The sequence below is a fragment of the Oscillatoria nigro-viridis PCC 7112 genome (assembly GCF_000317475.1).
Classification (GTDB): Bacteria; Cyanobacteriota; Cyanobacteriia; order Cyanobacteriales; family Microcoleaceae; genus Microcoleus; species Microcoleus nigroviridis.
In genome coordinates, this window is sequence record NC_019763.1 from 74,551 (window position 1) to 96,100 (window position 21,550).

Annotated in this window: 1 protein-coding gene; it reads left to right on the forward strand. The window is 47.9% G+C overall.

Annotated features, from left to right (window positions below; translation table 11 throughout):
* Window positions 1-282: 282 nt before the first annotated feature.
* Window positions 283-21,546 (forward strand): putative Ig domain-containing protein, encoded by a 21,264-nt coding sequence (locus OSC7112_RS31375; protein ID WP_015211663.1) that lies wholly within the window; start codon window positions 283-285, stop codon window positions 21,544-21,546.
* Window positions 21,547-21,550 lie beyond the last annotated feature (4 nt).

Sequence of the window (21,550 nt, forward strand, 5' to 3'; positions counted from 1 at the left end):
AGATAGTGTCAAAATTGACCCGTTGAATCGAGGACTGAATAAATTGAGCCCTTGACTGAATAAATTGAGTCCTTGACTCAATAAATAGCGAAAGCGAGTAACAATAGCGAAGGCGGGCTACAGTCGCTTAAGGAGTACGGATTCGCCTTATAACTCCATTCAAACAGGCGTCTCGACCAAAGCGGGTAACATAATTGCAACTCGCATCTCCTCAAAAAAATAAGTGACGCATCCAAGCTTACCAAAACTATAATTTAACCCTCAAATCAGGAGTGCAAGCGAGTGCCTTTAACAGACCCGATTGGAGAACCTTTAATAGAAAAACAGGAATCCTTAATTCCCGGACTTGCCCCGACAAAGCCCCCTCTGCTGCCGGGAATTCAAACCTCAAAACCTTTATTATATCAAGCTCCGGCAGAATCATCCGAATCCGAACAGCTTAACTTAAACTTAATAGAACCAGCAAGCGAACCCGCATCCGAATTCAGTCTAACAGAAACTGATGCTTTTATTATTAATAAACCCTCCGATCTTAACAGCATATCTTCTGCAAACACCAGCCTTCTGATAACTAACAGCACTCTCAGGGATACAACAAATTCTGAAGTTGATCCCCTAATTGGTAAACTCGACTCCGACTTAGGAGACCCCCTAATAAACCCGAATCAAATTGCATCAAATAACGTTTCTGATGATTCTAATAAATCTGCGACTGACATACCTCTCAACTCCTCAATCAGCAACTCAGAACTAAATAAAACCACAGCAGCTACAACCGCGGTTTCAGATGAATTGGTGGAAAATAAAACACAATTATCGCCAACCGCCTCCACAAAATCAGAAAAAGATTCGGACAAAACATTACCCGTTGCAACTGCATCTACCGCAAGCGAAAAAGATTCGGAGAAAACGCCATTACCCGCTACCGCTGAAACGACTTCCAAACCTGAAGAACACCAAACGCCCTTATCATCAGGGACTACACTCTTCTTCGAGTCATCACCAAACAAAATATCACCTGCAACTGCATCAACGTCGGACAAATCAGAACCAGATCCAACATCACCTGCAACTGTATTAACGACTGATAAATCAGAATCCAACAAAACATCACCTGCAACTACATCAACTCCTGACAAATCAGAATCCAACAAAACATCACCTGCAACTGCATCAGCCGCTGAAAACCCTGAACCAGATCGAACATTACCTGCAACTGCATCAACTCCTGACAAATCAGAACCAGATCAAACATCACCTGCAACTGTATTAACGACTGATAAATCAGAATCCAACAAAACATCACCTGCAACTACATCAACTCCTGACAAATCAGAACCAGATCCAACATCACCTGCAACTGCATCAGCCGCTGAAAACCCTGAACTAGATCGAACATTACCTGCAACTGCATCAACTCCTGACAAATCAGAATCCAACAAAACCTCACCTACCGAAATCTCCACCACCAACAACTTAGAGACCGCCACTAATTTAGAACCAAATAAAACCTCAACCCCAGAACCAGATCGAACCTCAACTCCCCCAACCAACATCAACTTTGACTCAAACGCATTCACTGTCGATGAAAAAGGAATAATCGGCATACAATTCACATCCGACGGCGGCTGGTATAGCGGACAACTAGCCATCGTCAGCCTACTCGGAATGGAAAAATTCGTTCCCGGTTCCGAAGCCTTCATCTTTGAAGCAGCCAGTCGAGCTTTAAGCAACTCGACAAAGGGCTACATCGCAATAAATGACGATTTAGAATCCGCATATTACACCGACCCTAACAGCTCAGAAAACCTCAATTCCGGGCAATATCTCGGCACAAAAACATTTGCCATGACGCCTGGGGACAAATTCTTCTTCATGCTAGTCCCCAACGGCACCGTACAGCAAGTATACGACAACCCCGCAATCGGCGGCGACAAAAAACCCCTATTTTCAATAGCTACAGACAATCCCAGCGACGGCTTCAGTATCGGTCAAATTGCCGATATTACAGGCGAAGGCAAACTTTTCGTCATGGAAGACATGGGGCTGATTCAAGGAAGCGATCGCGATTACGATGATATCACATTCCGAGTCACGGGCGCTACATCTAAAATCGTTCCCCTCAGTCAATTAGTTGACCCCTTATCAGCATCAATTCACTCCCAGTTAGTTCAAAAACTGAAGGGTGAATCGGATAAATCAGAACCGAAATTTACCGCTGAATCAACTGTTACTAATTCCGGCGATAAATCCCAGGGAGAAACACCATCGATAACTGCTGATAACGACCAACAAAAACCTCAGCCAACAGCAACATCAACAGTTGCTAACTCAGACAGCCCTGAAGCGCAACCAACAGAAACATCAACAGTTGACAAATCAGATACTCAAGAATCGCAACAAATAGAAACATCAATAGTTGGCAAATCAGATACTCAAGAATCACTACCAACAGAAACATCAACAGTTGGCAAATCAGATACTCAAGAATCACTACCAACAGCAACATCAATTGCTGTCAAATCAGATACTCAAGAATCGCAACCAACAGAAACATCAACAGTTGGCAAATCCGATACTGAAGAAGCGCAACCAACAGCAACATCAACATTTGGCAAATCAGATACTCAAGAATCACCACCAACAGCAACATCAACAGTTGGCAAATCAGATACTCAAGAATCACTACCAACAGCAACATCAACAGTTGGCAAATCAGATACTCAAGAATCGCAACAAATAGAAACATCAACAGTTGGCAAATCAGATACTCAAGAATCGCCACCAACAGCAACATCAACAGTTGGCAAATCAGATACTCAAGAATCGCCACCAACAGCAACATCAACAGTTGATAAATCTGATAGTCAAGAATCACCAGCCACAGAAACATCAATAGTTGGCCAATCCGATACTGAAGAAGCGCAACCAACAGCAACATCAACAGTTGGCAAATCAGATACTCAAGAATCGCAACAAATAGAACAAACAGCCTCTCCCCCAGAGACACCCAGTGTTATCCCTAATGAATTAAATTCAGAAAGTGAACTGCCAGTATCAGCAGAATTTATTGTCAGCCAGTCAGCAGATACTGAATCAATTAAAACCGACACAACTGCAACTAATCGCATTCCTCAATTGCCGGCTTCAGCCGACTATGCTGTAAATAATGCTGCTTCTCCACCAACCGCTGAAACTCTGCTAATTCCCACTCCCATCGCGTCACAGCCTCCTGCAAAAACATCTGAGATTGCCGATAATTTGGGCGAAGAATTGCCAAGAGAAACCGACGACAATCTTCCTAATGCTGCGTCACAATTGCCGGTCCAAATTACTGAGGTTATTCCCGCATCCAAGGCTGTTGATACCCAAGAAAATGACCGGGATGTTACCGAAACCGCAGCCGAATTTGAAACAGAACAATTTCCCACAACAACCGCTGAGATTATTGCTACAGAAACAGAAAAGGTTGCCGATTTAATTGAAGATGACACCGCCTTCCCTGAAATAACAGCCGAATTTGAAACAAAACAATTGGTGACAAAAACCGAATCAATTGTTTATACACCAGAAGCGGATGATACGGTTGAACGCGAACTCCCTGTTGCTGAAATAACAGCCGAAGTTGAAAGCCAACAATTGCCATCAAAAACAGACGATTTCGCTTTTGCAGAATTCGCTGCGGATACAATTGATACGGACATCGCTGTCACCTTCACCGCAGAATTAGAGACTGAAAACTCCCCGGCAACTGTCGTTAATTCTCTCGAACCCGACCCGCTAATTTCTCCCTCAAACTCTAGCGTACAAACCGATTCTCCTATACCGGCACTTTTCTCAACTCCATCAGAAACAGCAGCAGGTACGGCACAGATAGCCTCAGTCGAAACCAGCATTTCACCCTCAACTCTTAAATCCCCACCCGAACCAAATTCAAACACTTATAATAGCAATTCAACTCAAACAGAAACCGCCGCCGCCCAGCCCGCATATTCAGATACCGAAATTGCGCCCCAAGGAGCAGATATAACAAGCGGTTTGTTGCCGTTAGAGGCAGAAGAACCGGCTCAATTTTCGGACGGTATTGCAGACAGTCAACCCAATTCAACACAGCGTACGGGCGACTTCCAAAGCAATACAAATCCCCCAACAAATTTATCAATAACAACAACAGCCAATTTACCACCAATCCCCGGTACTTTTCTTGTAGATAACCAAGGACAAGTCAGATTTGACTATGTATTTGACGGCGGTTCCTTTGAAGGCGAACTCGGAATTTTCAGCCTGGCAGGAATGTCCGGGCTTACACCAGGAACTCCAGAATTCATTACCGAAGCATTGCGTAGAGTTTTAAGCAATTCCACCGAGGGACACGTTGTCATCAGCGATGCTACAGAAGGAGCAAAATTCACCGGTGCGATGCCGTTCGACGGTTCGCGGAACAGCGGCGAATATCAAGGTATCAAAACTTTCAATATGACCCCAGGCGACACCTTTGCCGTCATGTTAGTCCCCGACGATACAGTACAGTCATCGCTCGATTCCTTTTATTCGGAAAACGTGTATTCCGGCAGTCGCCCCTTATTCAGTATTGCGAATGCCAATCCCAACGATACATCTTACGTGTTGCCTCTAGCCGACACAACCGGAACGGGGAACACTTTTGCGATGGAAGATATGTCGGCCGCTAACTCTGACAGCGACTACAATGACCTTATCTTCACAGTGCTTGGGGCAACAGGAAACGCACCGCTGCTGGATTCCGTCATCGACCCTGACAGAGAATGGCGCAATACAGCTTTAGGACAGCAACTGATAGAATACGCCAACAGTTTGGTAGAGCCAACTGAACCGAACCCCGATACAATTTGGTTGGTAGAAGGAACGACATTTGCCAACACTTACTCGCAAACCTTAACAATCCCAGCATCTCCTTCAACCCTCGATATTGGCATTGTCGGACTCAATTTCGATACCTCTGATACCAACCCAAAATCGATTAACGACGCCTTTGAAATATCGTTAGTGGATGGGACTGGGAAATCCTTAATCGGCACCATTGCCAGCGGCAAAAACGCCTCCTTTAACATTACTGAAGGTCTGCCGCCCCAACTAGCACCGGGCGTCACTTTTAACGGTGGCAAAATCAGCATAGACTTGTCGCAAATCGCGCCCGGAACCGCCGCTACTCTGCAAGTGCGATTGGTCAACAACGACGGCGACGCGGCAACCAAAGTCGGCATCGCCTCGATTAACGTTCAAGCCGGTGCAGCACCGCCACCAACACCGACAACACCCTCCGGAACAATCCCCGATAACACCCCGATTGACTTCGCTGCTTTGAGGGATGTTTCCGGGGGCGTGGAAACCGAGTACGGGCAGACATCGTTCAACTCTACAACCAAAGTTCTGCACGCCGATTTAGCATTAAAAAATATCGGACAATACCCGCTGCGCGACAGGTTGTTGGTGGGAGTAACTAACATTAGCGACCCGACAGTCAGGCTGTTGGATGCCTCGGGAATTACGCCGGATGGAATTGTTTATTACGACGCAACTTCACTCTCCAGGGACGGCCTGTTAAAACCGGGAGAAACGACGCTTCCAGGCACGTTAAAATTCTACAATCCCTCGTCCGTTCTATTCAGTTACGATTTAGTATTTTTGAGCGAATTGAACCGACCGCCCGAGTTTTCGGGAACTTTAGATACGGAAGTAGTAATTGGAAAACCTTACGTTTATACCGCTGCTGCTGTTGACCCGGATGGAGATGCAATTACCTATTCCCTGTTAGAAAAACCGAACGGAATGGAGATAGATTCCGTAACGGGAAGGATTGCTTGGCCGACGGTGGCGGGAGATATCGGCAACCACGCGGTGACGGTGCAAGCGGATGATGGGAACGGGGGAATTACCACACTTACCTACACCCTGTCGGCCCTCAGCCAACCGCCGAACAGGCCGCCGATTTTCACTTCGACACCCGTGGTGGATGCTTGGATAAATACACCCTACCGCTACGACAGTGACGCCACCGACCCCGACAGCGATACAATCGGCTACAAACTGATTCTCGGCCCTGAAGGCATGAAAGTTAACCCCAATACGGGACTGGTGGAATGGACGCCGCCGGCCGTTCTCGTGCTGGGAGATACGGTACTGGGTAAAATCAGCTTGCCAGGGGAAAGAGACGAATTCACCTTCAGCGGCACGGCCGGACAGCGCATTTACATAGACCCGCTGCAATACAGCGGTGCTGCTGGGAATTGGAAATTCGACATCCAAAGTCCCAGCGGCGAGACTGTATCAACGAACTTAGACAGCAACAAAATCCTCAACCTGACAGAAACCGGCAATTACCGCATCGTAACGTCAACCAACGGCGACGCCACCGGCAGCTACGGCTTCAGCGTTATCGACCTCGGCTTAGTACCCGCCGTTCCCTTCGATACAACCATCAAAGGCACTCTCAGCCCCGGTTCGGAAGACGACTTATTCCGCTTCACCGGCAGCAAAGGTCAAAAGCTGTTCTTCGACAACAAAACCAACAGCGGCGGCTTCAACTGGATACTCTACTCGGCCGACAGCAAAGAAGCCAAGTATCGCGGCTCGGAAGCAGATATGGAACTGTACTTGCCGAAGGACGGCGAGTACGTGCTCGCCATCAGGGGCAACTCCAGCTTTACCAGCACCGTCGATTACTCGTTCGAGATTGTCACGCCCGACGACATCACAGTACCCATCGTCCCCGGCAGCAACGCGGAGCCCAACAGCGTTTACGGGGAACTCAAGGAAAAAGGCGAAACAGATTACTACACCTTTACCGGAGAAGTCGGACAGCGCATTTACTTCGATCGGCTGTTCTACAAGCAAGATATCCCGAACGGCTACTGGCCGCACACAGCAAAACTGATCGGTCCCAGCGGTGCCGCTCTGCCGATTTACAATCTCGAATACAACTATGACGGAAATCCGATTACTTTAAAAGAAAGCGGCACTTACCGCATAGAAATTGACGGGACTGAAGAAAACACGGGTACTTACAGCTTTAGCGTTCTCGACTTGGGACTGGCAGCACTCCTGAACTTGGATACCGACATCAGCGGCACCCTCAACCCAGGGCAGGAAACGCATTTATATCAGTTTACAGGCTCGAAAAGCCAGCGCCTCTTTTTCGATACGCCGGGGGGAACTGTAAATACAAACTGGACTCTTTACGATTCTGGGAATAACGTGGTTCCCGGCGGTGACGCTTCCCAGAATACCGACATGGAAGTGGTACTGCCGAACTCCGGCACTTACACGCTGGCAATCAGGGGCTACAACAACAACACCCCGGTCAACTACTCGTTCAAAGTAATTACTCCCGACGTGCAAGCCGGGACGCTGGCATTTAATGTCCCTGTTTCGAGTTCCATCGGCGAAAAAGGCGAGCAGGACGTTTACACCTTTACTGGCACCAAAGGACAGCGGGTGTTCCTCGATACGCTGATGGAGACGCCCAATAACCGAGCCACATTAGTTAGCCCCAGCGGCACCAAAGTCATCAACAACTCGCCGATGGAGTCAGACTCTTATTGGCGGAGTCCTGTCATTTTGCCGGAGAACGGGACCTACTCGCTGACTGTGGATGGTGACAACCAAACAACTGACCCTTACAGCTTCCGCCTGGTAGATGCCAGCAACGTGCCAGTCTTGCAAAAAGACGCCACCAGCCCGACCTCCGGCACGCTAAATCCTGGGAGAGCGATACAGTTCTATCAATTTACAGGAGCCAAAGGCGATCGCGTTTACTTCGACAGTCAAGAAAACTCAGGCACTGCCGCCTGGAGCCTCTACAACTCCAACAATGGCGTACTTGTTAACAACGTAAATCTTTCCACCGATTTTGAATACCCCCTGGAGGGAGACGGAACTTACTACCTGATGCTGAGGGGAGAAAACAGCACGCCCGTCAACTACCAAATTCAGCTAATTACCACGACTTCACCCCCCGCCCCGATGACGCTTTCTGCCCCCGTTACCAGCAGCATCAGCAAGCTGGGAGAACAAGATGCCTACACCTTTACGGGTAATGTCGGTCAAACGCTGTACTTCGACCCCCGCATCGGCAACAGCGATATCACCGTTAAAATTTACAGTCCCAGCGGTAAAGAGGTTTTGAATGGCAACACGGGTACAGACCGCCCGCCCTTCACCCTCACCGAAGCGGGCACTTACAAGGTGACAGTTGACGGCCTTTACGGTAAAACTGGAGATTACAGCTTCATTCTCTCTGACGCAGCGCCGCTACTGCCGTTGGGAACCCCGCTAAGCGGATCTCTGGCTGCAAAAGAAACCGTCCTGTATAAAATAAACGGCACGGCAGGACAGCAATTGACGTTCGCTGGCTCTAGCGCGAGTTCCGGTGCAGAGTGGGTGCTGTACGCTCCTCAAAACCTGCTGAACCCTGAAAGCTACTACTACGAAAACAACAGGGTCGGCTCGGCCAACCTTAACACTGGCTTCACCTCCACCCTGCCCGCTGACGGCACTTACATCCTGGCGCTGCGGAATCCTTCGGCAAATTCGGTCAGCTACAGCAACATCCAAGCCAACAGTACCCTACCGCCAGCTACAACCAACAGCGGGTTGGGGATGCCCTACGGCGGTACGCTGTCAGCACCGGGTGAAGTGGATGAAAACTCCTTCACAGCCAAGGCCGGGACGCTAATTTATTTTGACGGTCAAAGCAACGCTCCAGGGCGGTGGGTGAGACTTTTAAAGCCAAACAGCACTAATGATTTTGTCTTTAACAATCTTGACAGCCAGAGCGACGGCGGCGCCTATCAACTAACGCAAACAGGCCCCTACAAGCTGGAAGTTTACGGTTACCCTGCCACTACCACGGGCAATTACAGCTTCCAATTGGTTGACCTCAAAGCATCGCCAACGCTCGCCTTAAATGCCCCCATCAATGTATCCTTAAATCCTCGGGAAACGAAAGCATACAAATTCACGGGGACAGTCGGTCAAAAAGTTTGGTTGGACGGTTTAAATACTAGCGGTACCAACGTTACGGCAAAGTTGTTGAATTCGAGCGGGCTGCAAGTTGCTTATACCGGAGATTTATCAAACGATATTGAATTGCAGACTTTAGAAGCTGACGGCGAATACTATTTGGTGCTGCAATCAAATAATACATCGCAAACTACAGCCAACTTCCGACTGCTCGACAATACGGATACGGGCGCAACAACTTTAACCAGCTTGGATAATACAACTGTATCCGGCAATTTCGGTACGAGCAAGCGAGAAACTGTTTTGTACAAGTTTCAAGGCTCAGAAAACCAGACCCTCTATTTCGATCGCCTTGATGGGGATTTTTACAACTACTACAGGCTCTACAGTCCCAACGGCCAGCAGCTTTTCTATCAATACGGTGTCTCTGATTACGAACAAAAACTGCCAAGCTCCGGCGAGTACGTGCTCGCTTTTGATGGTGACAACCAAACTAATAACAATTACGGCGTGCGGCTCGTCACACCAACAGATGGTGCATTTTCCTTGACAATCGGCAATACCGTGAATGGGGAAATTAGCAAAGCCGGCCAGCAAAATACTTATACTTTTGCGGGTACGGAAGGTCAGCGTTTGTGGTTCGACAGCCTCCTGGCTGCGGGTAATATTAATGGCACTTTGTACAGCCCCACCAACGCTATAATCTGGAACAGTCAAAATTTGGGAAGCGATCTCGAACCCGCTGCTCTTACTACCCTTAAAGAAACGGGTAATTACCGCTTTGTAGTAGATGGTTCTGGTGACGCTACCGGCAGCTACAGCTTCCGCCTTCTCGATTTGGCTGCTGCCGCACAAACCACCTTTTTAGATACAAATACTACCGGCAATTTTGGCACGAGCAAGCGCGATGCGGTCGTGTATAAATTCACGGGTACTGGGGGTCAATATGTCTATTTCGATCGCATTGAGGGAGGCGGGTCTAACTACTCCGTCTACAGTCCCGACGGGCAGCGCTTTTTCTATCAGGACTTGTCTTATGACCCTCCCTATCCTTACTCCTACGATTACGGCGTTGAACCGACAAAGCTGCCTAGTTCTGGCGAGTACACTCTTGTTTTTAACGGGACGGGTCAAACTAATAACAATTATAATTTGCGGATGGTAACGCCCGATCTCGTCACCCAACCTCACACAATTGGAAATACAATAATGGGTGCGATTGGCGAACCAGGAGAACAAGATACCTACACTTTTACTGGAACTCCCGGTCAACAGTTGTGGTTGGATAGCTTGTTCCCCAGCAGCAACATTACCGCTTACTTGTATTCGCCAACAGGCAAACTTCTGTTGAACGGTCACAATCTTGGCGACGATAGAAATTCCTCAGATTTATTGACTTTAACTGAGGCTGGAACTTACACCTTAAAAGTAGACGGTTCCTACGATTATACGGGTGCTTACCAATTCCGCTTCCTCGACTCGGCAGCGGCAACTGTTACTTCTTTAGATACTCCGATTGCGGGGAACTTCGGCACTTTCAAGCGGGAAGCGATTGCCTATCGCTTTAACGGCACTCAAGGTCAGCCTCTTTATTTTGATTCTACGGTTGGCGATGCTGCTAACAATTATTTTCTCTACGACCCCTACGGAAAGCAGATTTTTGATTACGCGGGTTTGAGTTCTGACAATGAGAAAACAGCGCTGCCTTTTTCGGGCGAATACACTCTAATTTTGTCGGGCAAAAACGCTACCAACAACAACTACAACCTGCGGATAGTAACGCCGGATATCGTTACGACACCTTACACTGTGGGCGATACAGTTAGCGGTACGATTGGCGAAGCTGGGGAACAGGATATCTATGCTTTTCGAGGAACTATAGGTCAAAAGCTGTGGTTTGACAGCTTGGAAAATTCATCAACTTTTCTGACAGTAAAATTGGTAGACCCGGATGGAGTAACGGTTTTTGGCGAGTGGTATAACGGTCAATATGCCTCATACGATCGAGAACCTGTAATCCTTACCAAAGAAGGCAATTACAAGCTAATTGTAGATGGTTCTGCTGACAGTGCGGGAAATACTTACAGTTTCCGATTGCTCGATTTGGCAGAAGGCGAAACTTTGACTTTAGATGCTCCGATTTCTGGCAACTTCGGCACCAGCAAGCGCGAAGCTAAAACCTACAAATTTCAAGGTGCAGCAGGCAGCTCTTTCTACTTCGATATGACTGCCGGAGATCCGTACAATTACTACTACCTTTACGACCCATACGGCAAGCGCCTGACCTCTGGAGGCTTGACGAACGATCCCGAACAACCTTTGTCCGTTACTGGCGAATACTCGTTAGTTTTATCAGGTCAGGACAGACCTAATAACAATTACGAGTTTAAAGTGGTAAGGCCCGAGTTAACAACAGTGCCTTTAACTCTCGGTCAAACTGTCAGTCAAAGCATCGACAAAGCAGGCGAAAAAGATACCTATACTTTTGATGGTAAGGTCGGACAAAAGCTGTTTTTTGACGGTTTAACTGGGAACAGCAATTTGTCGGCGCAACTCTACGATCCTTTTGGCAACGCAGTTGTTGGCACGTCGGGCTATTCGAGTGTTAATACGAGCGCTGACTGGCAGCCGCCAACTTTGAATGCCAGCGGAACTTATCGCCTGGTAGTTGATGCCACCAACAATAACACGGGCAATTACAGTTTTAAATTGAGCGATTTAGCCGACTCTTCTCCTCTAAATTTGACCGCGCCCAATATCGGCACTGCTGAAATAGGAGAAGTTGACTTGTATAAAATTACCGGCCGTCAGGGTCAAGTATTAAACTTCGATTTAAGCGCTGCTGCGTGGAGCAACGGTGGAAATTGGGTGCTCTACGGACCCGATAACAAAGCAATAGTTTCTCCGCCTTGGAACTCACCAGACTTTAAGGTGGCGCTGCCGACAGCAGGTTTGTACACCCTAGCTATTACCGGAAACAACTCTTCACCCGTCAGCTATAATTTTAGCGCGACTGATAACACGCCAGCACCACAAACTAGCGCCGGACTCAATTCTATAATTAGCGGTACGCTGACGGCCGGGGGCGTTACAAATCACACATTCACCGCGTCGGCTGGCACTCAAATTTTCTTGGACAGCATCAACAATAATAACTGGCAAATCAGAGCAAGGCTGATAGCCCCTGACGGCAGCAGAGTATTCGATAACGAAGATACTAGCCTAAATACCCTGCCAAAAGTATTGCCGCAAACAGGAGAATACACTCTACAAATATACGGCTATTACACCTCTTCAACTGGCAGCTATCAGTTGCGCGTTGCTGAGTTACCCAACAGCCTCAGAAGCCCGATAACTAACTACTTAGAAATAGGCAGTCCTGTATCTGGAACGCTTTCGGGGGCTGAAGCTAAAGTTTACACTTTTGACGGCGTGGAAGGCCTGCGGGTAGCTTTCAACGGCATGGTGGGAACTAATGTTTCTGCAACTTTATACGACCCGACCGGGAAAGCAGTATTTACTAAACCCAACTTCCAGTACACCGATGTCGAACCGCTTACTCTGACTCAGAACGGTTTGTACCAACTGGTAATCGAAGGCCAGCAAGCAACCAACCAAAACTACTCGTTCCAACTCCTAGAACTGTCAGGAGCCAGCTTCATGCCGTTCAACTTGCCGGTGACCGGTACTTTAGCATCCGGGCAGCAAAGCAAATTCTACAAGTTTGAGGGCAATAAGGGCGATCGCTTGTTCTTCGATTCTATTGTCGGTAATTATTCAAATTACTGGAAGCTAATCGGTCCTGACAACAAGCAGGTTACTTATAATTGGCTCGGCAGCGATTTGCCAGTGGAACTGCCGGCTACTGGAGAGTACGCTCTGTTAATAGAGGGCGGGACTTCGAGCGCTCCGGTCAATTACCAATTCCGGGCTCTGCGCTACGAGAAAACGGCAGCCGATATCGTGACTCCGGGGACGGGAGAAACGGGCAGCAATTCTCTTGGTTCGTCCGGTTTGTATCCCGTGAAGTTGGAAGCGTCAGACGGTCAGGGCGGCAAAGACTTGCAAGAATACAGCATCCGGGTGTGGCCCGACCCGACCAACAGCAATCCGGTTATCGTCAGCGACCCCGTAGTCCGCTTCGGACTGGACGATAAAATTTACCGCTATCAGTTAGCTGCGGTTGACCCGGACGGCGACCGACTCAAATACCGCTTGGTGGACGGCCCGCTGGGAGCATTGATTAACGGCGATAGCGGAGAGTTGCTGTGGTTCCCGGAAAATATTGCGGCCGGGAGCAAAGCTGACTTTACCGTGGAGGTGGCAGACCCGCGCGGCGGCAAGGGCTTGCAAAAGTTTACCGTGGATGCTTACGGCGCTTTGGGTAAAATTCAAGGGGCCGTATTTGACGACTTAAACGGCAACGGCTTCCGCGATTCTAAATTAGTTAAGGGCAACAATCCAGCTATTATAGTGGCGATCGATGTTTCTGGCAGTACCGCAGCCCCGTTTGCCGGCCCTGCTGGGGTTGATGACGTTCTCAAAGCTCAAGTCGCCGCTACCCTGACTCTTATCGATACATTAATAGCTCAAGGTTTGGGCGATAGAGTCAATATCGGCTTGATTCCCCATCAATACACCGCCCAAATTCAAGATATGGACCCCGCAACGCCTGGGGTTCAGCCCTACACGACGCCCCTGGCAGATAAAAACAACAACGGCATCCCCGATATCCGGGAAATCCTGGCAAGTGACACTTACACCATTCCCAACGGTCACAACGATTTTACTCGTGCCGTAGAAGCTATCGACCAATTAGTCCCCTATATGCCGGGAGACAAAAATATTATCTTCATGTCCGACGGCTACGGCGCCCTCGATGCCACAGTCTCCGCGACCGTAAGGGCAGACCTCACAACCAAAGGCATCGGCTTGACAGCCTTCGGTATCGGCCAATATTCAACCCTGGATACCATCAAAAAACTCGACCCAGAAGCAGTAATACTGAGCGATATAGACCAGTTAAGCAGCGTTTTCGGCGGTTTCGACCCCCGCTACACCATCGAGCCCTTAATGGAAAACGTGCCAGTCTATCTGGATCTTAACAACAACGGAGTGCTAGATCCAGACGAACCGAAGCAATTGACCAAAAAGGACGATTCCGAGTCAATTTTGGGTCAAACAAACTATCAGTTTACCTTTGACAACTTAGTGCCCGGTACCTACAAAGTGCGGGCTGTAGCGCCAAGCGACTACATACAAACTGCACCCAGTTCCTCAGTTTTTACAGATACAGTCACGGCTGCGGGACAAACATTCACTCATTTATTCGGCGTCCACAAAGATTCGCAAGAACCTGTGAATTCCGACCCCACCTTCCTGACAGTAGCGCCTCCCTTCGGGCTCAAAGCCGGGGAACCCCTAGTTTACAGGGCTTTGGCCTCCGACCCCGATGCCGACGAAGTGACTTACAGCTTAGTTCTCAACCCTCCAGGAATGAGCGTTGACCCGAAAAACGGCACTGTAGTTTGGACTCCGACAGCAGCGCAGGTCGAAGAATATTATAAAGAACTGCGGGCGACGCGCGATCGCTTGATTGCTTTCGGTCGCCCGGAAGCGGCACCCTCTACGGTGAAATTCAATGTCGTTTTGCGCGCCACTGACGGCAAAGGCGGTCAAGCTTTGCAGTACGTCGAAGTAGAATTGATACCGCCCAACAATCCCCCGCTGTTTGCCTCCATACCGCCGTCGGACTTGCAACCTCAAATCGGTAAGCGATTCGAGTATCGCGCAGTAGCCGCGGATGCCGACGGCGACATTATTACCTACGCGCTGTTACCGAACGCGCCTGCTGGTATCACAGTCAACCCAACTACCGGATTGGTAACTTGGACGCCGACAGCCGGACAATTGGGAACGAATTCTTTCACAGTTAAAGCCACGGATGGAAAGGGTGGCGAATCCAAGCTAGAAGTGCCGCTGCGGGTAATTGAGGCGATTCCCAACCGCCCGCCGGACATTACTTCTGACCCCCGCACTTCAGCCCGCACCGGCAGCGGTTATTTCTACAAACTCGCTGTAACTGACCCCGACGGCAACCCCATCAGCTTTACATTAGTTTCCAAACCCGCTGGGATGACCGTTGACTCAGAAGGTTTGGTAGCTTGGACTCCGACTGCTGCCCAAACAGGCCCGCAAACAGTGTCTGTTTCGGTTAGCGACGGACAAGGTGGAACCGACACCCAATCATGGACTGTCAACGTATCGAATTCCACCGCCAACCGACTTCCCAGCATTACTTCAGTACCGGATACCGTTACCAACTTAGAAAAAGTTTACCGCTACCAGCTAACAGGAACCGACCCCGATGGAGATTACTTGCTCTGGAGTCTTGACAGTGCGCCCAATGGTATGGTAATCGACACAAAAACAGGGGGTTTGAGTTGGCAACCAACCAGCGAACAAATAGGAGAACATACAGTCGCCGTCCGGGTAACTGATAGTTTGGGTTCCTATACAGGTCAAGAATTCAGCTTAAAAGTAACGGGAATTAATACGCCGCCTGCGATTGTATCCATTCCAGTCACGATTGCTGGAGTCAACGGAACATACAAATATCAAGTATTTGGAACTGACCCAGAAAACGATACCCTGCGCTACAGTTTGGGAACCAAACCGGATGGCATGAAGATTGATGCCAGAACTGGTTTAATTGAATGGACTCCGGGTGCTAATTTTGTAGGTTCTCATACTGTTGAAGTTTTAGCAACTGACACCCAAGGTGGGGTAGGGAATCAGAAGTTTGCGGTGTCTGTGGGAACTGCTGCAATCAACCTGCCTCCAACAGTAGTTTCAACTCCTGTATTTGCAGCATCTTTGGGTTCTCAGTACAGCTATCCGGTACAAGCAACTGACCCGGAAAGTGGCAGTTTAACTTATCAGTTATTAAAAGCCCCGATGGGGATGGCAATTAATGCCGCAACTGGATTGCTGACTTGGGATAACCCGACTGCTGGAAACCATCAAATAGTTGTAGGCGCTGCGGATGCTGGAGGTTTGGGGGCGGCGCAAGGTTTTACATTAACTGCAAGGGCAAATTCTACACCGATTGTTCCTGCTGTTCCTGTTGTTCAGTCGGCGGTTGTTGGTTCTACCTATCGTTACGATTTAAGGGCGACTGATGCTGAGGGGGATTTGCTTGCTTATTCTCTGATACAGTCGCCGTCTGGAATGACTGTTGATGAATTCGGCCGCATTAGTTGGATGCCTCAAGCAACTGATGTCGGTACGACGGGGCCGGTGCAAGTTGCTATCACCGATACTTTTGGCAAGACTGTTTCTGTTTCTTACAATTTAAGTGTTGTCGCGGATACTTCCGCACCTAAAGTCAATATTGTTGCCAGCAAAAATACAGCTAATCTCGGAGATTCGGTCACGTTTACCGTCAATGCTGTCGATAACGTGAAAGTTGAATCTTTGGGTTTGACTATCAACGGCACTCCTGTAGTTTTGGATGCACAAGGTCAAGCATCTGTCAAGGTAAATAATTTAGGCAATTTCACGGCAATTGCAACAGCTAAAGATAGTGCTGGAAATGCCGGAACTGCGACTCAAACAGTAGCAGCAATTGACCCCACCGATGTCAACGCGCCTGTTATAAATATCGCCCTGGAAGATGATGCAGAAATCACCGCGCCCTTCAACATCACCGGCACGATTAGTGACAGCAATTTAGCTTACTATACATTGGAAGTAGCCCCGGTTGGTGGCGGGCAAATTCCGGGCGATGGCGGAGGGTTTAAGGAGGTTTATCGGGGAACTGCTGCTGTCAGCAACGGAACGGTTGCGACATTTGACCCGACTGTTTTGGCTAACGGCGCTTACGTTCTCAAGTTCACTGCAATAGATACCAACGGTAACGGTTCGACTACTGAAAGGACGGTGAATGTTGCGGGCGATTTGAAGTTGGGCAATTTCCGGTTGTCGTTTACCGATTTGACGGTTCCGGTGGCGGGTATTCCGATTAACGTGACTCGGACTTACGATTCTTTGAATGCGAATAATAGCGATGATTTCGGCTACGGCTGGCGGATGGAGTTCCGGGATACTGATTTGAAGACTTCTTTGAAGGCTGACCCGACTTATGAGGAGTTGGGCATCAATACCGTAGCATTTGATAGCAAGACTAAGGTATTCATCACCCTACCCGGAGGTAAGCGGGAAACCTTTACTTTTAAGCCGACTCCGCATCATTTGAATCAGTATTTAGGGGCTGCTGGGCCGGGGGCTGCGATGTACAAGCCGGCTTTTGAATCTCAAAAGGGTTCGACGGTGACTCTGACGGTTAAGGACGCGAATTTGATACGGAATGAGTACGGCGAGTATTACGGGGTGAACGGGCAGCCCTTCAATCCCGAAAATCCTGCTTTTGGTGGGGTTTATGTGTTGACGACTCAGGAAGGGTTGGTTTACGAGATTGATGCTAAAACTGGGGATTTGCTGACTGCTACTGATGCTAATGGGAATAAGCTATCTTTTAGCGATGCGGGGATTGCTAGCAGTACGGGTAAGTCGGTGACTTTTGAGAGGGATGCTGCTGGGAGGATTGTCGGTGTTGTTGACCCGGATGGCAAGAAGGTTAAGTACGAATACGATGCGAAAGGGGATTTGGTTGCTGTAAAAGACAGGGAGAATAATACTACGACTTTTAAGTATGAAGATGAGGACAGACCGCACTTTTTGACTGAGGTTATCGATTCGTTGGGACGGAGTGGAGTTAAGACTGAGTACGACGAGAAAGGTCGCCTCAAACAGATGATTGATGCGAATGGGTCGGCGGTTGAGTTGGTTTATGACCCGAATAATTCGATTCAGAAGGTTAAGGATGTTTTCGGGAAGGAAACTACTTACGTTTACGACAGTCGGGGGAATGTTTTAACTGAGATTGACCCGTTAGGGAAGAGGGTTGATAGGACTTTTGATGGGGATAATAACGTTCTGACTGAGACTGTAATTACCACTGAGTTAAATGCTGCTGGCAATTCGGTTGAGGTGAAGTCGAAGACTGAGTGGACTTATGATGCGAAGGGGAATAAGTTAACTGAGAAAGATGCTTTGGGTAATGTTACGCGGTGGACTTACAACAGTCGCGGGCAGGTTTTAACTGAAACCGACGCCCTGGGGAATGCTGCGACTTATACTTATTCTCCGAGTGGCAATTTGCTGACTGCTAAAGATGCAAAGGGGAATGTTAGTAAGTTCAGCTACGACATGAGGGGAAATCTTCTCACCCTTACCGATACTGCTAACAAAGTTACTAACTTTACTTATGATGGTTCGGGTAACGTACTGTCACTGAAGGATGCTTTAGGAAATACAACAACTTACACTTACGACAGCAGTGGGAATCGTTTAACTGAAACTCGCACGGTAACTACTCCTTCGGGCGTGCAAACTTTAGTTACTAAATCAACTTACGACAGTAACGGTAAAGTCAAGTCAACAACTGATGGATTAAATGGAGTTACCAAATACGAGTACGATGCTAATGGGAATCAAGTTGCTGTAATTGATGCTTTGAATCGTCGGACTGATTACCGCTACGATAGCAAAGGTCAGTTGGTTGAAACAATTTATCCCGACAATACTCTCAGCTATCCGGCTGACAATCCGAGAACGATTAACATTTACGATAAGGGCGGTCGTTTGCGGGCTACTGTTGACCGGGATAATTCGGTAACTCACTACAATTATGACGATGCTGGGCGGTTAGTTGAAACGATTTACCAGGATAAAATCGATACACTAGCGCAATTAATTCAAGCAGTCGCGCCAAATCAAACTCCTGCTACAATTGATTGGACTCAGGTAATTTATCCCGACATCGCACCTGTTTTCTTGTCAAACAATCCCAGAAGCAAGACTGAGTATTACAAGAATGGTGATGTCAAAGCTGAAATCGACGAAAGGGGAAATCGAACTGAGTATCGGTATAATATTAACGGTCAGCTTGAAGAGGTTATTTATGCTGATGCTACGCCTGATAATTCTGATAATCCGAGAAGTCGTACTGAATACGATAAGTTGGGACGGACTGTTGCTAGTATTGATGCGTTGGGAAGGGTGACTCGTTACGAGTACGATAGTTTAGGTCGGTTGGTGAAGACTGTTTATCCCGATTCTAGTCCCAACAATCTATTAGATAATCCGACAAATCGCACCGAATACGATAGTTTGGGACGGCGCATTTCTGCTACTGATGCTGCGGGTAAAACTGTCAAGTACGAGTACGATGCGTTGGGACGGTTAACTGCGGTAGTGCAGACTTTAAACCAAGCTGGAACTAACCCAATTAATCTTAGAACCGAGTACGGTTACGATGAAGCTGGGCGGTTGATTTGGCAGGAGGATGCTGAAGATAATAGGACTGAGTTTGAGTACGATAAAAACGGTCGTCGGGTTGTTGTTGAGTTGCCGTTAAATCAAAGGTCGAGTACGATTTATGATGCTGCGGGTAATGTTCAAAGTGTTACTGATTTTAATGGTAATACTATTACCTACGGTTACGATGCTGAAAATCGCTTGACGAACAAACAGTTTTCTGTTAGTGGGGAATCTCCCGTTACGTTTACTTACACGAGTGGCGGGCAGATTAAGACTGTTGTCAAAGGGCAGGAAACGACTACTTTTAATTACGATGAATTGGGAAGGTTGGTATCGAGAATTGACCCAGATGGCCCGTATTTGGCAAGCGGGGCGACGATTGAGTACGGGTACGATGCTGCGGGCAATCGCACCTCTGTGAGAACTCCTGCTGGGTTGACTCAGTACGAATATGACGAGCAAAATCGTTTGGAGAAAGTGATTGACCCGGATTTGGCCCAAACGAAGTATTTCTACGATGCTGAGGGGAATTTAGAACGAACACAGTTACCGAATGGGGTGGTGGAAAGTCGGACTTATGATGAGTTGAATCGGTTGAAGTTGTTGACTTATCAAAGGAATGGTGCGACGCTTCAAAGTTTTGATTATAGCTTAGATCCTGTCGGGCATCGGCGAGTTGTTACCGAACAGAACGGGCGCAAGGTTGAGTACGAATACGACGATTTGTACCGCTTGAGGTCAGAGACAATCTTTGCACCTGGGGGAACGGTTGAGAGGACGGTTAGTTACGGTTACGATGCTGTGGGGAATCGGTTGAGTAAGACTGATTCTGTTGGTGGGGTGACGACTTATAGTTATGATGATAATGATAGGTTGTTGAAGGAGGAATTGAGGCCGAATGGGGTGCTGGTTAAGACGACTGAGTATCGTTACGATGCGAATGGGAATACTACTCGCAAGATTGAGAACGGTACTCAAGAGACGGTTTATACTTGGAATCAAGAGAATCGTTTGATTGGCGTTCAAACTCCGACGGGCGAGAATATTAGTTATGCTTACGATGCGGATGGGGTGAGGGTTAGCAAGACTGTTAATGGGGTGACTACTGAGTATTTGGTTGATAAGAATCTTCCTTACGCTCAGGTGTTAGAGGAATCTGTTAATGATGCTTTGATTGCTAGTTACGTTTATGGGTTGGATTTGATTAGTCAGGAACGGGGAGTTAATGATTCGTATTATTTAGTTGATGGCTTGGGGAGTACGAGGGGGCTGACGAATGCGTCGGGTGTGGTGACTGATACTTACAGTTACGATGCGTTTGGCAATTTAATTGCTTCTGCTGGTAATGTAGAGAATGACTACTTGTTTGCAGGAGAGCAGCTTGATGAAGACTTAGGTCAATACTATTTGAGAGAGCGGTATTACAACCAAAGCGTGGGGCGGTTTACTCGGCGGGATACTTATGAGGGCAGCTTTGAAGATCCGATGTCGCTGCATAAGTATCTTTACGCTCATGCAAATCCGGTTACATATACCGATCCGACTGGTTTGTTTAGCGCGGGTGAGGCTCAAGCGGCAGCGGATATTGCTAACACTTTAGCGGGCATACAGTGGGAGAGTGGTAGCCATCTAATCGGAGCTACTATTAACAAAGGTGATTATAGTACGGCAGATTTAGTTATTTCAATGGCGATAGGCTTTGGCTTAGTCACTGGTCCAGTTGCCCTATCTTTCCTACGGAAAGGTGTGGGTGCGAAAAAGCTTTCTTTTCCTAATACTCTACCTGATAATTTGCCTCAAGAGCTTGCTTTAGCACGACGGCTTAATGTTAAACCTTTAAAAGCAGGAAATCCTGCTTTTGATAGAATGATTGATACAGGAGAAAAAGTAAAATGGGCTGTTACAGAAACGGGAGAACTATTTTTTATCCCTGCAATAGTAAATGGGCGAGAAATTGCACATTCTGTTATCAATAACGGCGAACCAGTTTTGGCTGCTGGGGAGGCAATGATTGCGGGAAGTAGAAATCAATACTTTGTCCTAGAAATAACAAATCATAGCGGTCACTACTTACCTAACGGTATAAGTTTAGACATTGGTAGAGCTGCTTTTGAACTAAATGGATTGCATCTGTCACCCCGAACAATAATTGATCGAATTTGAGAGT